Raw genomic sequence first — 18,017 nt, 5'->3', positions numbered from 1 at the left:
ATCCTTTCAAGGAGCGGGCGGCAGCGAATCGAGCAGTTCGATGACTCGGTGCAGCGCCGGATTGGCGCAGTCACGTCGCCAGATCGCGTGCAGGACAACGGGATCCTCGACGCCGATGAGCGGGCGGAACCGCACGCCGTCGGGATGCAGATGGGTGGAGGTTTCCGGTACGAGGGCCAGGCCGCGTCCGGCGGCCACCAGCGCGAGCATGGTGTGCACCTGGGTGAGTTCATGGGTGGCGGTGTATGGCACGGCGGCGAGGATGCCGGAGACCAGATCGGCGAAATAGCGAGCCGGGCCCGGCGCATACACCAGCAGTGTTTCGCCGCCCAGTTCCTCGATCGCCATCGGACCGTTCCCGGCCAGTTTGTGCTGTTCCGGCACGGCCAGCATCAAACCTTCGGAATGCACCAGCCGCGAATCGAATTCGGTGCGGTCGAACGGCGGGCGGGCCAGCGCCAGATCGAGGCTGCCGCTGCGCAGGTTCTCGAACTGGTCGGAACTCACCATCTCGCGCAGCACGATATCGACCTGGTCGAGTCCGGCCTCGATGTGATTGAGGAACCGCCCGAGGAACCCGAAACCCGACGCCGCGGTGAACCCGATCCGCACCGTGCCCGCTCCGCCCGCGGCGACGAGCCGGGCGGTGCCCGGCGCGGCACCGGCCAGTGCCAGCAGACGGCGCGCCTCGGTCAGGAAGACCTCCCCGGCCGGGGTCAGTTGGACTTGCCGCTGGGTGCGGTCGAACAGTTCCACGCCGATATCGCGTTCGAGCTTCTGGATCTGGCGGCTGAGCGGCGGCTGCGTCATCCGCAGACGTTCGGCCGCCCGCCGGAAATTACCCTCCTCGGCCACCGTGACGAAGCCGCGGACCTGCTCCAGCGACAGCATCGACATCGTTCTCCTCCTGCGTTGTGGCGTGCATTCCGCCTCGCCCGCAGATTGCGCTCTCCGCAGGCTATGACTCGTTACTGATACTCGTCCAACGCCAATTCGGCATCAACCGATACCTTGAAGGTATTTATTGGAGGGCGATGATCTCGACCCAGTTGGGATCGCGGCCGACCTCGAGCCGCTGTCGTGGGGTGAGCGAGCCGGTCGCGGGATCGATGGCGTAGCTGGTGACGGCATCAGATTTCTGCCCCGCGACCACGAGGAACTGCCCGCTCGGATCGATGGCGAATCCGCGCGGCTGGGTCTCGGTGGGGGTGTGTCCGACCGGATCGAGCAGCCCGGTTGCCGGGTCGATGCGAAATCCGGTGATTGTGCTCGAAGTCCGTTCGGCCACATACAGATAGCGGCCGTCGGGTGTGCCGCGCAGCTCCGAAGTCCAGGGCGGCCCTCCGGACTCCGGCGGCCGCACCGCCACCGACGCGATGAGAGTCGATGTGCCCGTGCAGGATTCGAAGCGGTAACTGTTCACGGTGCCGTCCAGCTCATTCGTCACGAAGGCGAACGCGCCGGACGGATGGAACACGAGGTGACGTGGACCAGCGCCGGGGGCTGTCTCGACCTGGGGCGGCTCATTCGGCGTGAGCCGCCCGGTTTCGGCATCGAAGCGATACTGCAGAATCACATCACCGCCGAGCGCTGCCGCGAGCAGAAAGCGGTTCGACGGATCGGTGAGTATCGAATGCGCATGCGGCGGTGTCGATTCCACCGCGATCGGCGGTCCGACGCCGCCATCGGATGCGATCGGATTGACGGCGATCTTGTCACCCGAATACGAAGCGCTCAGCAGATAACGTCCGCTTCGATCCGTCGCGAGATAGGCCATATTGTCCGGCAACGGCGCAGACGACAGTGGTGTCAACCGCCCCGTTGCCGGATGTCTGGCGAATACCGTCACCGCGAACGGCGCCGAGCGCAGTGATGCGTAGAGGTACCGGTGGTCCGGGCTCATCGCCAAAGGCATCACCTTACCGTCCACCGCCTGCGACTCGACGAGCGTCAGCGCACCGTCGTCGTCGAGTCGCAGCACCGAGATTTCGCGACTGTCGGCATTCGAGACATAGACCACGCTCATGCGGTTTTACCGCTGACCCGGGCCCGCAGCTCCAACTCGATCTGCTCCAGACTGCGACCATTGGTCTCCGGCACGAACCGCTGCACCAGCATGAACATCACCACGCTGACCGCGGCGAAGATCCAGGCCGAATAGCCCAGTCCGAGATGATCGTTCATCACCGGGAACAGGAAGGTGATGGCGAAGGTCGAACTCCACAGCACCACACTGCCGACGCCCATGCCGACACCGCGCACCCGCAGCGGGAAGATCTCCGCCATCATCACCCACACCACCGCGCCCCATCCCAATTCGTAACCCGCGAGATAGACATTGAGCAGAATCAGCGTGGTGAGGCCGGTAATGGTGTGATTGTGCACGCCGAGCACGATGGCGCCGAGCAAGAACAGGGACGAGGCCATACACACATTGCCGAGCAGCAGCAAAGGCTTTCGGCCCCAACGGTCCACGACGAAGATCACCCAGGCCGTGAATGCGACCTTGATCGCACCGAGCACAATGGACGCCAGCAGTGATGTCGAATTTCCGAAGCCGAGGTCCTTGAACATGGTCGGCGCGTACACATTCACGGCATTGACGCCCGAGAACTGTTGTCCGACAGCCAGAATGAGCGCCACCACCAAAGCGGGCCGCGCCCACGGTGCCAACAGATCGCGCAGCCGCCCCTTCTGCTGCTCATCCGATCGGATGACCGAACGAATGCTGCTGATCTCGGATTCGATCTCATCGGCGCGATGGGTACCCGCCAGCACAGCGCGCGCTTCCTCCTCACGTCCGGCATGGACAAGCCAGCGCGGCGTCTCCGGCAGCACCGACATGCCCGCCAGCAGTGCCACAGCGGGAATCGCCGCGACCGCGAACATCATGCGCCAGTTACCGCTGCCGGACAGTGCCCAGTCCACGATGTAGGCGATCAGGATGCCCGAGACGATCATCAGCTGGTTCAACGTCGACAATGCGCCGCGTGCCCTGGTCGGGGCCAGTTCGGACAGGTAGGTGGGCACCGTCGCCGACGAACACCCGACCGCGATACCGGTAATGAAACGGGCGATCACCAGCGCCGTCACATTGGGCGCGAGCGCGCAGCCAAGTGCGCCGACCGCGAAAACCGCGGCCGCCAACATGATGGTTCGCCGCCGTCCCAGCCGATCGGTGATCCGTCCGGCAATGGCCGCGCCGATCACCGCACCGGCGGCCAGACAGCCACCGATCACACCCTGCGTCACCGATGACAGATGCCAGGACTTCTTGATGAACAACAGCACACCGGAGATGACCCCGAGGTCGTAACCGAAGAGAATGCCGCCGAGAGCGCCGAAGAAATAGAGAAATTTGACATTGGACGCGAGCGCCGATTTCGGTGCCGTCGTCATTGTTTTGAATTGCATTGTGCTGCACTTCTTTCGCGGTGGAGCAAAGTGCCATCAGCGTCACATGCCGATGGTGCGAAGTTCGGAGAAAGACGATTCCGTCTGGGTATCGGGTGATGCGTTTTCGGCGGCGGTCAGAGCGGATTCGGTTTGCCGAGTGGCGTTTCCACGAACGGACCACCGATAAGCCACGGGCCGGGATCGCCGACAGCCGCAATATCGGCGGCGAACTGTTCGGCATCATCCAGGCTGTGGTAGCCGAGTTCTGCGGCCTCGGCTAGAGATACGACCGCGCGGGTATTGCCGGAGACGCCCCAGATCACCCGGTAGCCGGGACGCTCGGCGGCGAGGCAGGCCTCGAAGAGTCGCGCGCAATCATCGGGGGACAACCACATCGACAGCCCGCGCGCATCATGGGGGCGCTCGAAACACGAGCCGATCCGGATGCAGATCACATCCATGCCGAAGCGGGAGTGGTAGAGACTGCCGAGCGCCTCGACGGCCACTTTGCTGACACCGTAATAGGTATCGGGCCGGGGTGAGGCGTCACCGGGAATCGGGTCATCGTCCACGGCGCGGAATCCCACGGCATGATTGCTCGAGGCGAGCACGACCCGAGACACACCGGCCTGCCGCGCCGCCTCCAAAACCGTATGCGTGCCATCGATATTGACGGCGAGCACGTTGTCCCAGCTGTCTTCCCGGCTGATCCCGCCGAGATGGATGATCGCATCCACATCCCGGCAGGCCGCGGCCATGGTGGCCGGATCGGTGAGCGATCCGGTGACGAGTTCGACCCGTTCACCTGGGAAAGGCGCGGGGAGCCCGGCCAGATCCAATAGCCGCAGAACGCGATCGGGACGCCGTAGGCGGGGCCGTATGAGCGTGCCGATACCGCCACCCGCGCCGGTAATGAGAATTCGGTGATCATTCATGCGGCATCGGTCTCGCTGTATGGACCCACCCCGCCGGCTTCGCCGGCTGCCATCCCCCTGGTACAGCCGAAAATGCCGACAGAAATGCTGGTTTCGCACATTTGTCCTCCTGTGTGCGAGCGGAAGTGTGGGGTAGGTCACTTCCGCTCGAACGTGTCAGAAGGGTATTGCGCTGGATTGATGCCTGTCCAAGACCATTTCTGTATCGACCGATGCCGTAGTGGCATCGGTCGATCGCCTACTTCGCCAGCGCGACGTCCCCGTCGCGCTCCAGCTTGGAATGCATCCGCGAGTACCCGAAGTACACCGCGAGGCCGATCACCAGCCACACCGCGAAGCGCAGCCACGTCTCCCACGGCAGCGACCAGATCAGGTAGATCGAGAAGCCGATGCCGACCAGCGGCACCACCGGCATGAGCGGCAACTTGAACGCGCGCGGCTGATCGGGTCGGGTGCGGCGCAGCACCATGACCGCGACGGAGACCACGATGAAGGCCATCAGAATGCCGATATTCGTCAGCTCGGCGACCACGGTGATATCGAGCAGTCCGGCCATGGTCGCGGATCCGATGCCGACGATCCAGGTCACTCGGGTCGGCACCTTGCGGACCGGATGCGTCTTGGCGAACCACTCCGGCAGCAGCCCGTCGCGGCTCATCGCGAACCACACTCGGGTCACCCCGAGCATGAAGGTGAGTACGACGGTGACAATGCCGACGATGGCGCCGATCGCGATGATATTCGCGACGCCCGGCATGCCGACCGATTCGAAAGCGGTGGAGAAACCGCTGGTCGGGCTGATTTCGGTGTATTTCTGCATCCCGGTCAGCACGAGCGTTGCCAGCACGTACAGCACCATCGCGATGGCCAGCGAGTAGATGATCGCCTTGGGCAGATGCTTCTTGCCGTCGACGGATTCCTCGGCGGCGGTACTCATCGCGTCGTAGCCGAAGACGGCGAAGAAGACCGTTGCCGCACCGGTCCACACCGCGCCAACACCGAACGGGAAGTACGGGGTGTAGTTGGAGCTGTCGATGTGGAAGACACCGAGCACGATGATCAGTACGACCAGGGCGACCTTGATGCCGACGGCAACCGTCTCGAAGCGGCCGACGCTCTTGATGCCGCGCGAGAGCAACCACGCGGTGCCCAGACAGAACAGCACCGCGAAGACGTCGATCACGTGGCCCTCGCCGGTGCCGTGCGCGCCCATCATCCAATCGGGCAGCGTGATATCGACTTGTCCCAGTAGGAATTTGAAGTATCCGGAGACGCCGATCGCGACCACCGCCGCCACCGCGATGTACTCCAGCAGCAGATCCCAGCCGATGAACCAGCCCGCGATCTCGCCGAGGGAGACATAGCCGTAGGTGTAGGCGGATCCGGCCTTCGGCACCATCCCGGCGAATTCCGCATAGCACAGTGCCGCGCAGGCGCTGGCGACACCGGCGATCAGGAACGAGATGAGCACCGCCGGGCCCGTGACGGAATGCGCGACCGAACCGGCCAGGGCGAAAATGCCCGCGCCGATAATGCCGCCGACGCCGATCGCCGTGAGCTGCCACAGTCCGAGCGAGCGCTTCAGTTGCTCGTCCGCGAGCCCGGTCTCCTCCTCGATCTGCTCGAGGGGTTTGCGGCGCAACATTTGGCTGCGCAACTCCGCGAGGGGCATGGGTCTTCCTTTCGTCCTCTGCGATACCCGGCAGTGCAGTAACGCAGATCACATTCTGAGCAGCACTCAGCTAATCGGACCACAAACGCGCTGTGATCGGCGAGTTGGATAAATAAACTTCGGCGGCCTTGTCCGACTGCACAGACAAGGCCGCCGAGCTGGGGATCAGCGCTGGCTGCCCGGTCGCAGCGAGCGCAGGAAGAACGCCACATTGGCCGGGCGTTCGGCGAGTCGGCGCATGAAGTAGCCGTACCACTGATCGCCGTAGGGCACATAGACCCGAACGTGCCGCTCTTCGCGGACGAGTCGGCGCTGTTCGGCGTCGCGGATGCCGTAGAGCATCTGGAACTCGAAATCGTCGGAGCCGCGGCGGGTTGCTGTGGCGAACACCTCGGCGGCCTCGATGAGTGCCGGGTCATGGGTGGCGACCATCGGATAGCCGTTACCGTTCATCAGCACCCGCAGACAGTCCAGATAGGACTGGTCGACCTCGGCCCGGCTCTGATACGCCACCGACGCCGGTTCGCGATATGCGCCCTTGCACAGGCGAATTCGCGAGCTGGGACCGGAAAAGTCTCGGCAGTCGGCCTCGGTGCGCCGCAGATAGGCCTGCAGGACGGTGCCGAGCGACGGGAAGTCGGCGCGCAACTCCCGCACGATCGACAGAGTCGAATCGGTGGTCGTGTGATCCTCGGCGTCGATGGTGACCAGCACGCCCGCATCCGCTGCGGCAGTGCATATCTGGTGCGCGTGCTCGTGAGCGATCGCGTGACCGTCCGCGGGCAGGGATTGGCCCAGCGCTGAGAGCTTGAGCGAAACCTCCAGCGGCCCAACGCCTCCGGAATCGCGGAGCAACGTGAGTAACGACAGCAACGACAGATAGTGCGTCACTGTATTGCGCGCCTGCTCGATATCGGTGGTGTCCTCGCCGAGATAGTCGACGGTGATATAGCGACCCGAACTCAGCAGATTCTCCACGGCCGCAACCGCATTCGGCTCGGATTCACCGGCGACGAAGCGATCCACCAGCTTCTTGGTGGTCGTCATGCGGGTGACGGTGCGCTCCATGCGCGGCGAGCGCGAGGCGGCCAGCATGGCGGGGCGAAGCAGACCGGAAATGGCCATCAGATCTCCTCGGGTGCCTGGTGCGGATAGGTGTGCTCGGTCGGCGGGACGAAGGTCTCCTTGATGGTGCGGGCGGAGGTCCAGCGCAACAGATTCTGCGGCGAGCCTGCCTTGTCATTGGTGCCCGACGCGCGAGATCCGCCGAAGGGCTGTTGACCGACGACCGCGCCGGTGGGCTTGTCGTTGATGTAGAAGTTGCCAGCGGTGAATCGCAGACTCTCGGTCGCCTCGGCCACGGCATTGCGGTCGTCGGCGATGATCGCGCCGGTCAGGCCGTAGGCCGAACCGCCGTCGACCAGTTCGAGTGCCGCCTCGAAGGATCCGGCGACCGAATCGTCGTAGACGTGGATCGCGAGAATCGGGCCGAAGTATTCGGTACTGAATGCCTCGTCGGTGGGGTCGTCGCCGAGCAGGATGGTCGGGTCGACGAAATATCCGACGGTGTCGTCGGTATGTCCGCCCGCCGCGATGGTCAAACCCGAGGTGGCCTTGGCGCGGGCGATGGCATCGGCATTGCGATCGAAGGCACGCTGGTCGATGACCGCGCCGCCGAAGTTCGCGAAATCGGTGACATCGCCGTAGCTCAGCGCACCGACCTTATCGATGAGATCGCGGCCCATCTTTGCCCACACCGACTTCGGGACGAACGCGCGCGAGGCGGCCGAGCACTTCTGGCCCTGATAGTCGAAGGCGCCGCGGATCAGCGCGGTGGTCAGTACATCCGGATCCGCCGAACTGTGCGCCAGCACGAAATCCTTACCGCCGGTTTCACCGACCAGCCGCGGATAGGTGTTGTAGTCGGTGATATTCATCGCCACCGAACGCCACAGATGCTGGAAAGTCGCGGTCGAACCGGTGAAGTGGATGCCCGCCAGCCGTCGATCGGTCAGCGCGACATCGGAGATCTTCGGACCCGCGCCGTGCACCATATTGATGACACCGGGCGGTAGACCCGCGGCCTCCAGCAGTTTCATCGTCCAATACGCGGCCACCGCCTGGGTGGGCGACGGCTTCCACAGGACCGTATTGCCCATCAGGGCGGGCGCGGTCGGCAGATTGCCCGCGATCGCGGTGAAGTTGAACGGGGTGATCGCGTAGACGAAGCCTTCGAGTGGGCGGTACTCGACCTTGTTCCATACACCCGGGGTCGAGATCGGCTGGTCGGCCAGGATCTGCCGGGCGAAATGGACATTGAAGCGCCAGAAGTCGACCAGTTCGCACGGTGCGTCGATCTCGGCCTGGTAGGCGGTCTTGGATTGCCCCAACATGGTTGCGGCGGCAATGGTTTCGCGCCACGGACCGGACAGCAGATCGGCGGCGCGCAGGAAGATCGCGGCGCGATCCTCGAAGGACAGCGCCCGCCAGCCGGGTGCGGCGGCGGAGGCGGCGGCGATCGCATCCGCGACATCGCCGGGCTCGGCGGTGGTGAGGGTGCCGAGTACGGCGGCATGATTGTGCGGCTGCACGACGTCGATGCTCTTACCCGAGGTGCGCCGGTGCTCGCCGCCGATGACATGGTGGATCTCGGTCGGCGTCGCGGCGAGTTCGGTCAGTTTCGCCCGCAGTCGTGCGCGTTCGGCGCTGCCCGGTGCGAAGGTGCCGACCGGCTCGTTGGCCGGGCGCGGCGTGGACACGATGGCGTCCATGAGTCCTCCTGTGTTGTTTCGAGCGATCTGCAAGCAATCGCTAGCGGCGCTGGTATATGACGGTGAGCCGAAGTCAACACGGCAAAACAGCCCGCAGAATCGGACAAGCGGACAAAGATGGGATGACCGGATTGGCGAGTCGTATGAAAGTGGGCAGTGGTCGTGGCTAGCGAGGGTGAGTTGGTGGCCGCGGACCTGGACCTGTTCGGATTGGCGCAGATGGTCGCCCAGAATGCGGGCGGGATGGTTTCCATCGAGGACCCGCAATCGCATGTGCTCGCGTATTCGGCCTCGGATCAGGCGGCCGACCAGCTGCGGGTGCTTTCGATCCTCGGCCGGGAGGGCCCACGCGATTATCTGCAGGTGCTGCGCAAATGGGGAGTGTTCGATCGGCTGCGCGGTACCGACGATGTCATCGACATACCGGCGCACGAGGAGCTGGACATCAAGCGCCGCCTCGTGGTGAGCATTCGCGAGCAGGCCGAGGGGAGTGCGCCGCGGGTGCTCGGCTCGATCTGGTTGCAGCAGGGCGACCGGCCGTTCAAACCGGATGCCGCGGAAATCCTGCGCGGTGCGTCGGCCATTGCCGCCCGGCTGATTTCGCGCAGTCTGGACGCGCCGTCCACCGAGGCGCTGCTGATTCAGCGGCTGTTCGGAACGGGTGGTGGCACCGCCGATGTGCCCGCCGTGGCGAGTGCGTTGAATCTGTCGCTGACCGGTCCGGCCGCGGTGGTCGGCTTCGCGGTCGCACCCGGTGTGAAGTCGCCCGCCGCCTTCGGCAATATGCTTCGCCTGCGCGCCAGCTCATTTCGCGGGGATTCGGTGACGACCATCCTCGGTGATCGGGTGTATGTGCTACTGCCGCAATACCGTTCGGCGCAAGCCGTGACGGCGTGGACCCGTCAGCTGGTCGAACAGCTCGATGCCGAATTCGAATTGCGCGCCGCCATCGCCTGTCCCATACCGGATCTGGCCCATGTCGCGGGCGCGCGCTCCGAGGTGGACCGGGTCCTCGACAGCACGGCCGCGACCTATCCGCGCAGCCGGGTGACCACGCTGGCCGAATCGCGCACCGCGGTACTGCTCGGCGAAATCCTCGACCTCGTCGGCACACGGCCGGAACTGCACGATCCGCGCCTGCGCAAGTTGCTGGACTACGACCGCAAGCATTCCGCGAATCTGTGCGAGAGCGTCGAGACCTATCTGCGTGAACACGGCGATGTGCGCAATGCCGCGACGGCGCTGCAGGTGCATCCGAATACCCTGCGTTACCGGATCCGCCGGGTCGAGGACATCCTCGGGATGGACCTGACCGATCCCGCCGATCGCCTGCTGCTCGAACTCCAACTCGCCCTGCATCGCCGAGCGCCCGAATAGGTGAGCGCGCGAGCGATGATTATTCCGGCTTCCGTCCGTCTGATCTGGTGACACGGCATCAATAACCGACCAAGGAGATACCGATGCGGAAAATCACCGCCGGACTGTTCATCGCACTCGACGGTGTCGTCGAGAACCCCCAGGATTGGCACTTCCCGTACTTCAACGAGGAGATGGCCACGGCCGTCGACAGTCAGCTCGGCGCGGCCGATACGCTGCTGCTGGGCCGCAAGACCTACGAGGGTTTCGCCGGGGCATGGCCGGAGCGGGAGGCCGCGGGCGATGTCGACGCCGAGATGGCCAAGAAGCTCGGCGACGCGCGCAAGATCGTGGTCACGCATCAGGATCTCACCTTCACCTGGCGCAATTCCGAAGTGCTGAAAGGTGATCTGGCGGAGGCCGTCACAGCGCTGAAGCATGAGCCCGGCGACGCACCCATCGGCATCAGCGGATCGGTATCGGTTGTCCGCCAACTGCTCGAGGTCGGGCTCTTGGACGAACTGCACCTGCTGGTGCACCCGATCGCGGTGCGCAAGGGCCTGCGATTGTTCGAGGAGACCGACGCTGCGCTTCCGCTGCAACTGCTTTCGTCCAATACTTTCGAAACCGGTGTCGTCCATCTGGTGTACGCCAAGGCGGCGGCCGAAGGTACCGAAGGGTACGAGTACGCGAAACAGTTCCTGCCCCAAGAGGATTAGAAAGACGTCGAGTGGCATATTGGTCCTGTGGCCATATGCCACTCGGGCGTCGCAACTGCGGAACTATGGTCTTCGCTTCGTTCATTCCGCGTCGAGGACCTTGCGCGCGCGGCTGTAATTCTCGGTGCGCTCGGCGCTTCCGTTGCTTCCGCCGTTGATTGTATGCGTGATCGCGTCGATGTCCGATTTATCCGCATCTTCGTTCAAATCTTTGGAATCCCAATACCATCCAGCAGTAGCGAAGGCGTACTTCGGGTCTTCGGCCAGGTCGGGGTTTTTGACGAAATCGACCTCGAGGGCGTCGCTTGCCTTCCGGTAGTTGGCACGCCCGGTCAGTTGCAGCGCGCCGCGGCCGTGAAAGTTGGCGCCGTCACCCGACTGCTCGTTTCCGAGGTCTTTGCGTGTCCCGTAGTTCCTCTCGAAGTAGGCCTTGTCACCGTATTCTTCGAGGGTTTTCAGATTGTCGGTCTCCACTCCGACCTGCGCAAGGAAAGCGGCCGCACGTTTGGGCGTATCGATCCCGTAGTCACGCATCGCCTGATCGAGGTAGGGGAGGTACTTTTCCAGCGTGGACTCGGGGGTGTGGGGGAAGATCTTTTCGAGTTGTGCCAAGGTCACGGGGCTCATCTGCCCGGCCCGCTCCGAGTTGGTTCCGATGATGTCGACGAAGTCCTTCTCCACATGCAGGACTCTCGTGACAATGTCGGTCAACAGCGACTTTTCCTCACTCGCTGTCAACCTGCCCGATCGTGCGGAGACCGCCAGCGAGGCCGCTTGCAGTACCAGCCCCAGCATTTGCGCCTCGTCGCGGATCTCCTTGGCCATCTTCGCGTTATCGCCCGCGACATCCCCAACTTTGCCGGAGAGCTTGGTATCCCGCTTTTTCAAACCCGCGGTCAGCTCTGACAATTCTGCAGATTTCGTGTTGTAATGCTCGGTCACCACGGATTTGTTGGCGACGTCGTAGAGGTTCGCCGCATCGAGCAACGCCGTCAGATCGGGAATATCGGAGGGGTTTCCGGTGCCGAGCTGATCGGCCATCAATCGAAATGCGGTTCGAGCGAATTCGACTGCGCGTCGGACAGTCTCCGAAACACCCGGCGGCGCGGCGAGCTTGTCGATCTGCGCGCGTGCGTCCGCCACCACCGGCGATACGGTCGGCTTCTGTCCTTTCGGCGGTAGCAGTCCGTATTGCGCTCCCGCCCAAGGATCACCGGAGATGGGGTCGTACGGGGAGCCCATCCGCGGGATTCTCGCACAGTCGGTTCGGCGCTTTTGCGCCTCGACTCCCCAGCGGTGGGCGTTGCACGCTGATCGCGCTACTCGGTCAGCACCTGCCGGTGCGCGGGATAGTCAGGGACCAAGCGGTTTCGGTGGGTATGGGCGTAGTGACTGTCAGGTCTGCGCCATAGCCGACAAGGGTGTCCGACAATGGTTCGGGCACATGCTCCGTTATCGCGAGATCGGTTGGTGTCCAAGTGATTTCGTGCATGATGATGGCGAATTGGCGGTCGTCGAGGATGACGTTTACCCGGATATCCTCGGCGACCGCACGCTGGCGCATTGTCTGCAGTACCCGTTCCACGACTTCGAGCGCTGCTGATGTGAGAGCGGGATCGAGGTCGTTGACCGGTCCGGCGAAGCCGACTTGGGACTGTGCGCCGAGCGCCTCGGCGGCCTCGCTGGCGAGTTCCATGATCTCCGTGCGGAATGGAATCTCGTTTTCGACGTCCGAGGCGAGTTCCGCGACGGTGTCGCGGATGTGATCGATGACGGCGTCGAGTTCTTGGACCGCGTCGTCGATGCGGTCGGCGACGGCCGGCACATGGGCCAGGGGACGGATCCCGCTCAATCGCATCCCGATGCCGAACAGTTGATCGATCACCGTGCGGTGCAGTTCGTGGGCGATGCGATCGCGTTCGTGGATGATCCGTAAGGCCCGCAATCGTTTCTCGGCCAGCCGGAGGTCGATCAGATTGTCCACCCGTGCTCGGAGTTCGGCGATCTCGAAAGGTTTCCGCAGGTAGTCGTTGGCCCCGGCACGCAGCAGATCCAGCCGCGACTGTTCGTCGGCGCGTGCGCTGACGATGAGTACCGGGGTGTTGCGCAGCTCGTGGTCGGCGCGGATCTCGTGCAGAAGTTCGTCGCCGCTCATGCCCGGCATCATGAGATCGCACACGATCAGATCCGGCTTGTGTGCTCGGGCCAGCCGCAGTCCCGTGCCACCGTTGTCGGCGGCGGCGACCCGATAGGACTCGGCGAGCGCCTCCCGAATCAGGGCGTTGAGGTCGGCATTGTCCTCGACGACAATGACCGACGGTTTCGGTTCCGACTCATCCGATCCGGTATCCGCGTGTGTGGTGTGTTCGCGGCTCTCGGGCGTCAGCTCGGCAATCAGTGCGTCGGCGGCGTAACCTGCGCGAATCGGTGTGGGCTCGGTGGCCGAGCGGCGGACCGGGGTGCCCGGTGGGGCGGCTCGCGGCAACTCGATCACGATCATCGCGCCGCCCTCAGGTGCGTCGGCGATAGTGATGTCACCACGCTGCAGGCGCACCAGGTCACGGACGATGCTGAGGCCCAAACCCGTGCCGCCCACCGCGCGGGTCGCCGCGCCATCGACCTGACGGAACCGCTCTAAGACCGCGGTGCGATACGACGCCGGTATGCCTGGGCCGCTATCGGCGATCTCGATGATCACATCGTCATCGGCAGGGCGTACGGTGCAGCGGATAATGCCGCCTTCGGGGACGAATTTGAAGGCGTTGGACAGCAGATTCAGCAGAATGCGCTGCAGGTGTTCGGGATCGAGTGCGGCGGGGACGGGCTGCGGCGCGTCGACGGCCAGGCGGATGCCGCGGTCGACCGCCATGGACTCGAAGAAGGCCGAACCGAGCCGCACCTGCTCGGTGACATCGATCCAGGCATAATCGGGTCGTATGGCGCCCGACTCCAGCTTCGAGGCGTCGAGCAGATCGTCGATCTGACGCTGCAGTATGCGCGCATTGCGCAGTATCAGCTCGAGGTCGTCGCGGTCGGCGGGCGCGCACCGGTCGAGCAACTTCTGGGTCGGCGCGAGGATCAACATGAGCGGGGTTCGCAGCTCGTGGCTGATATTGGCGACGAACTGGCTCTTCAGTTCGTCAAGTTCCTTCGCGCGAGCGTACAACTGAGTCAGCTCGACATTGGCCTCCTTGAGCTGCCTACTGGTTTCGGCGACCTCACGGGCTCGGGCGAACACCTCCTGTTCCATTTCCTGGCTCGAAGCCCGCAGCGCGGCCGTTTCCTCTCGTTTCGCCGCGTCGGATGCTTCGAGCCGGACGAAATCGGTGACATCCTCGACGCGGTGGATGACATAGCGCAGCTCGCCGTCGGCACCGAGGACCGGGGAGTTGGTCGGACTCCAGAATCGCGGTTCGAAGGCGCCGTCGGGCTTGCGGATGTCGTAGCGCTGGACCGGCATCGCATCGGTGACCCGATCACGCAGCACCCGTTCCAGCGATACCCGCAGGTTACGGACACCTTCTGCCGACGAATCATCCGGATTGTCCGGAAATGCCTTGAAGATGTGCTTGCCGAGGAGGTTCTGTCGTTCGGTCATCGTCGCGGCGGCATATGCGTCGGTCACGGCGACGATGCACAGGTCGGCATCGAGTACCAGGTACAGACCTGGTGCGGACTCGAAAACGGCGCGGAAATCGATCTCCACGGACACACGTCGACTCTATCTCCACCGTGCGGCCACCGATATGAGCAGGTCAGGCCTGTACCGGCGCCTCGGGCTCGCCGGTCTCGACGACCGTTCGCCTGGGGCCGGTGAACCAGTGTCTGGCCGATGCGAGCCACCAGATGCCGATCGCGCCCACCACGCCGACCAGGGTGATCGGTGCGTAGTTGACGGTGTTCCAAGTGAATTCGCTGTTCCACGGATAGCCGCGGTCATCGGTCGGCAGGATGAACAGCAGGCTGATCAGCACGATCCAGATCAGGGCGATGATGCCGACAGGCCGATACCAGGGGCCGAGTTGCCAAGGGCCGGTGTGGAATCGGCCGCCGTGCAGTTGGCGCAACAGGATCGGAATGCCGTAGGCGATGTATAGACCGATGGTGGCGACGGAGGTCGCCGCCGCGTATGCGGTCGGCGCGTTCTCCGCGGGCACCAGCATCGACGGGATCAGCAGCACGAACGAGAAGAACGAGATGAACAGCACCGCGTGCACCGGCACCTTGCGGGCCGATAGTCGGGACCAGTAGGCCGATCCCGGCACCGCGCCGTCGCGGGAGAAGGCGAACAGCATGCGTGAGGCCGAGGTGACCGAGGCGTAGCCGCAGAACAGCTGTGCGATCGCGGCGATGATCAGCAGCAGCCCGGACCAGAACGAATTCAGCGAGTTCTCCAGGATGTAGATCACGGGGTAGCCGCTGTTCTTCGTCGGATCGAGCGCATCGTCGAGATTCGGAATCGCGAAGGTCACCGCCATGATGAGCAGATAACCGGCGACGGCCGAGACGACAATGGTATTGATGATGCCCTTGGCCGCCGTGCGCGCGGCATCGTGGGTCTCCTCCGACATGTGTGCCGATGCGTCGTAGCCGGTGAATGTGTACTGCGCGTGCAGCAACCCGAGTAGAAAGCTGAACGCCACCCCGCCGAAGCCGACCGCGCTGTTGTCGACGGTTTCGGTGAAGACGAAGCCGACGCTCTGATGGTGGCTCGCGCCGAACCCGAGTACCACGACGAAGATCGCTACACCGCCGACATGCCACCAGGCGGAGATGTTGTTGATGACCGCGGACAGATGCGGGCCGATCGCATTCAGTACGGCGTGCAGGATCAGGATCGCGGTGAAGACCAAAAAGATTGCGGTGCGGTCGGTTCCGATGTCGATGCCGATCACATTGAGCACCGCGGTGGTGAAGATGGCCGCGCCGTAGTCGATGGCGGCGGTCACCGCGATCTGGCCGATCAGGTTGAACCATCCGGTGAACCAGCCCCAGACCGGGCCGCCCAACTCGGACGCCCACCAGTACAGACCGCCGGAAGTCGGGTAGGCCGAGGCCAATTCGGCCATCGCCAGGCCCACGAACAACACCATGACCGAGACCAGCGGCCAGCCCCACGCCATGGTGATCGGGCCGCCGTTGGCCAGACCGATGCCATAACTGGCCAGTCCGCCGGTCAGGATGGACACGATGGTGAAGCTGATGGCGAAGTTGGAGAACCCGGACCAGGATCTCGCCAATTCCTGTTTGTAGCCGAGTTCGGCCAGGCGCCGTTCGTCATCGGATGGTGTGGTGGCTTCGGTCATGATCGCTCCCGGGTGAAAACGCCGCCCTCATACAGCGTTTGCCAGAAGCTAAGTGTGAAGTGAGTGCTGGTCAATCGCAGGGAAATATGGAAACCGGGCCGTAATCTCTCGGCAATCGCACATTCGGAGATTGATCCGCGGAATCCGTGGTAGGCAGGACGGATGCGACCGATGCGCTCCTCCTATGACGTGGTGGTGGTCGGTGGTGGTCACAATGGGCTGGTGGCCGCCGCATACCTGGCGCGAGCCGGGCGTTCGGTGCTGGTGCTGGAGCGGCAGGAGCACACCGGCGGGGCCGCGGTCTCGGCGCGGGTGTTCCCGGGCGTCGATGCGCGATTGTCGCGGTATTCGTATCTGGTCAGCCTGCTGCCGCGGCAGATCGTCGAGGAACTCGGGCTGCGGTTCGCGACGCGGCGTCGGCGGATCTCGTCGTATACGCCGGTCGGGGACGGTGGACTGCTGGTCGATACCGGTTCCGAGGCCAGGACCAGGGACAGCTTCGTGCGGCTCACCGGATCGGACCGGGATTTCCGGGCGTGGCAGGAGTTCTACGGCGCGACCGGGCGGCTCGCGCAGCGGGTGTTTCCGACGCTGACGCAACCGTTGCCGACGCGGTCGGAGCTCGAGCGGGTTGTCGACGATCCCGCCATCTGGTCGGCGCTGTTCGAGCGGCCGCTGGGGGAGACGGTCGAGTCCACCTTTGCCGACGACACCGTGCGCGGGGTCGTGCTCACCGACGCGCTCATCGGGACATTCACCCATGCGCACGATCCTGAACTGCGGCAGAACCGGTGCTTCCTCTACCACGTGATCGGTGGCGGCACCGGCGACTGGGATGTGCCGATCGGCGGTATGGGCGCGTTCACCGACGCACTCGCCGACGCGGTTCGCGCCGCCGGTGCCGAGCTGATCACCGGCTGTGCTGTGACCGAGGTCGAATCCGACGATTTCACGGCCGAAGTGCGCTACGCGGACGGTGTGATCAGCGCGCGGCATGTGCTCGTCAATGCGGCACCGCATGAGCTCGCGCAGCTGCTCGGCATACCGGGGGAGCCGAAACCCGAAGGCGCCCAATTGAAAGTGAATATGGTGCTGCGGCGGTTACCTCGGCTGCGCGACGTTTCGACAGATCCGCGCGAGGCATTCGCCGGGACATTTCATATCGCCGAATCGTATTCGCGACTGGAGCAGGCATATCGCGAGGCGTCCGGCGGACGGATCCCGTCGGCCCCGCCGTCGGAGATCTACTGTCACACCCTGACCGATCCCTCGATTCTCGCGCCCGGCTCCGATCTGCACACTCTCACGTTATTCGGATTACACACTCCGGCAAGGCTTTTCGAGTCAGATCCAGAGGCGTCCAAGACGATGGCCGTGAAAGCCGCACTGGCCCAACTGGATGCGGTACTCGCCGAACCGCTTATCGGTTGCCTCGCACTCGACGAAGATGGTGCACCCTGTATCGAGGCCAAGTCGCCGGTAGACCTGGAACGTGAGGTGGCCCTCCCCGGCGGGCATATCTTCCACCGAGACCTGGCCTTCCCCTATCGCTCCGGCGAAGCCGATACTCCGGCGGCTCGCTGGGGTGTGGCTACGGACGTGCCCAACGTCTTCATCTGCGGTGCGGGCGCGATTCGCGGCGGCGGTGTCAGCGGTATCCCCGGCCACAATGCCGCCATGGCGGTTCTCGAAACGCGCTGATCACGAGTGGGTCACCGATGTGAGCAGCATCACAATGGAAATTGTGTCATGTAGATTTTACATTACTGTCTTGCGCGGGATGGCTCGACGCTGATGGGTCATGACAGTTTTCGCTCGGGGATTTCTGTTTTGCTCATGGTGGAATTCGATTGTGGCGTTCG

The 18,017-nt window shown here is 64.0% G+C and carries 12 protein-coding genes and 1 pseudogene; 3 read left to right on the top strand and 10 right to left on the bottom strand.

Features of this window, described 5'->3' with window-relative positions:
* Nucleotides 1–6 precede the first annotated feature (6 nt).
* The 7 genes from ACQPZ2_RS26990 to pruA form a co-directional block, all read right to left on the bottom strand.
* Nucleotides 7–897 carry a LysR family transcriptional regulator gene (locus tag ACQPZ2_RS26990; protein ID WP_433521016.1) on the bottom strand — a complete coding sequence of 297 codons (891 nt, stop codon included), beginning with the start codon at nucleotides 895–897 and terminating at the stop codon, nucleotides 7–9.
* Nucleotides 898–1,021: 124 nt separating this feature from the next.
* Nucleotides 1,022–2,026, bottom strand: a complete 1,005-nt coding sequence (locus ACQPZ2_RS26985; RefSeq protein WP_433521015.1) for a lactonase family protein — start codon at nucleotides 2,024–2,026, stop codon at nucleotides 1,022–1,024.
* Nucleotides 2,023–3,399, bottom strand: a complete 1,377-nt coding sequence (locus tag ACQPZ2_RS26980; RefSeq protein ID WP_433521014.1) for a sugar porter family MFS transporter — start codon at nucleotides 3,397–3,399, stop codon at nucleotides 2,023–2,025. The genes ACQPZ2_RS26985 and ACQPZ2_RS26980 overlap by 4 nt, the downstream gene beginning before the upstream one ends.
* 131 nt (nucleotides 3,400–3,530) lie before the next feature.
* Nucleotides 3,531–4,331: an NAD-dependent epimerase/dehydratase family protein gene (locus ACQPZ2_RS26975; RefSeq protein ID WP_433521013.1), complete on the bottom strand. Its 801-nt coding sequence runs from the start codon at nucleotides 4,329–4,331 to the stop codon at nucleotides 3,531–3,533.
* A 238-nt stretch (nucleotides 4,332–4,569) separates the two neighbouring features.
* Complete coding sequence (locus ACQPZ2_RS26970; protein ID WP_433521012.1) at nucleotides 4,570–6,003, bottom strand: amino acid permease; 1,434 nt, start codon at nucleotides 6,001–6,003, stop codon at nucleotides 4,570–4,572.
* Nucleotides 6,004–6,168: 165 nt separating this feature from the next.
* Entirely contained in the window at nucleotides 6,169–7,128 is a 960-nt protein-coding gene (locus tag ACQPZ2_RS26965; protein WP_433521011.1) for a proline dehydrogenase family protein, read from the bottom strand.
* Nucleotides 7,128–8,774, bottom strand: coding sequence for an L-glutamate gamma-semialdehyde dehydrogenase (gene pruA / locus ACQPZ2_RS26960; RefSeq protein WP_433521010.1), 1,647 nt, complete (start codon nucleotides 8,772–8,774; stop codon nucleotides 7,128–7,130). The genes ACQPZ2_RS26965 and pruA overlap by 1 nt, the downstream gene beginning before the upstream one ends.
* A 180-nt stretch (nucleotides 8,775–8,954) precedes the next feature.
* On the opposite strand from pruA, the pseudogene ACQPZ2_RS26955 reads away from it, so the two are divergent.
* Nucleotides 8,955–10,151: pseudogene (locus ACQPZ2_RS26955) on the top strand (PucR family transcriptional regulator); the annotation flags it as partial.
* Nucleotides 10,152–10,234: 83 nt separating this feature from the next.
* Nucleotides 10,235–10,849, top strand: a complete 615-nt coding sequence (locus ACQPZ2_RS26950; protein ID WP_433521009.1) for a dihydrofolate reductase family protein — start codon at nucleotides 10,235–10,237, stop codon at nucleotides 10,847–10,849.
* A gap of 81 nt (nucleotides 10,850–10,930) precedes the next feature.
* Here the strand turns inward: ACQPZ2_RS26950 and ACQPZ2_RS26945 are convergent, their stop codons facing one another.
* The 3 genes from ACQPZ2_RS26945 to ACQPZ2_RS26935 all read right to left on the bottom strand — a co-directional run bounded on the left by ACQPZ2_RS26945 (nucleotide 10,931) and on the right by ACQPZ2_RS26935 (nucleotide 16,155).
* Nucleotides 10,931–12,091, bottom strand: coding sequence for a glycoside hydrolase family 19 protein (locus tag ACQPZ2_RS26945; protein WP_433521008.1), 1,161 nt, complete (start codon nucleotides 12,089–12,091; stop codon nucleotides 10,931–10,933).
* Nucleotides 12,092–12,176: 85 nt separating this feature from the next.
* Nucleotides 12,177–14,561, bottom strand: coding sequence for a response regulator (locus ACQPZ2_RS26940; RefSeq protein ID WP_433521007.1), 2,385 nt, complete (start codon nucleotides 14,559–14,561; stop codon nucleotides 12,177–12,179).
* Between the two features lie 43 nt (nucleotides 14,562–14,604).
* The gene (locus tag ACQPZ2_RS26935; RefSeq protein WP_433521006.1) at nucleotides 14,605–16,155 is read right to left on the bottom strand and encodes an amino acid permease; all 1,551 of its coding nucleotides are present in this window, start codon (nucleotides 16,153–16,155) and stop codon (nucleotides 14,605–14,607) included.
* Between the two features lie 171 nt (nucleotides 16,156–16,326).
* Here ACQPZ2_RS26935 and ACQPZ2_RS26930 point away from each other — a divergent pair, with 171 nt between their 5' ends.
* The gene (locus ACQPZ2_RS26930; RefSeq protein ID WP_433521005.1) at nucleotides 16,327–17,856 is read left to right on the top strand and encodes a phytoene desaturase family protein; all 1,530 of its coding nucleotides are present in this window, start codon (nucleotides 16,327–16,329) and stop codon (nucleotides 17,854–17,856) included.
* Nucleotides 17,857–18,017 lie beyond the last annotated feature (161 nt).

The organism is Nocardia pseudovaccinii (genome assembly GCF_050942345.1).
Classification (GTDB): Bacteria; Actinomycetota; Actinomycetes; order Mycobacteriales; family Mycobacteriaceae; genus Nocardia; species Nocardia pseudovaccinii.
Note: the sequence above shows the minus strand (reverse complement) of the source record. Positions and strands in the feature narration are given on the sequence as shown.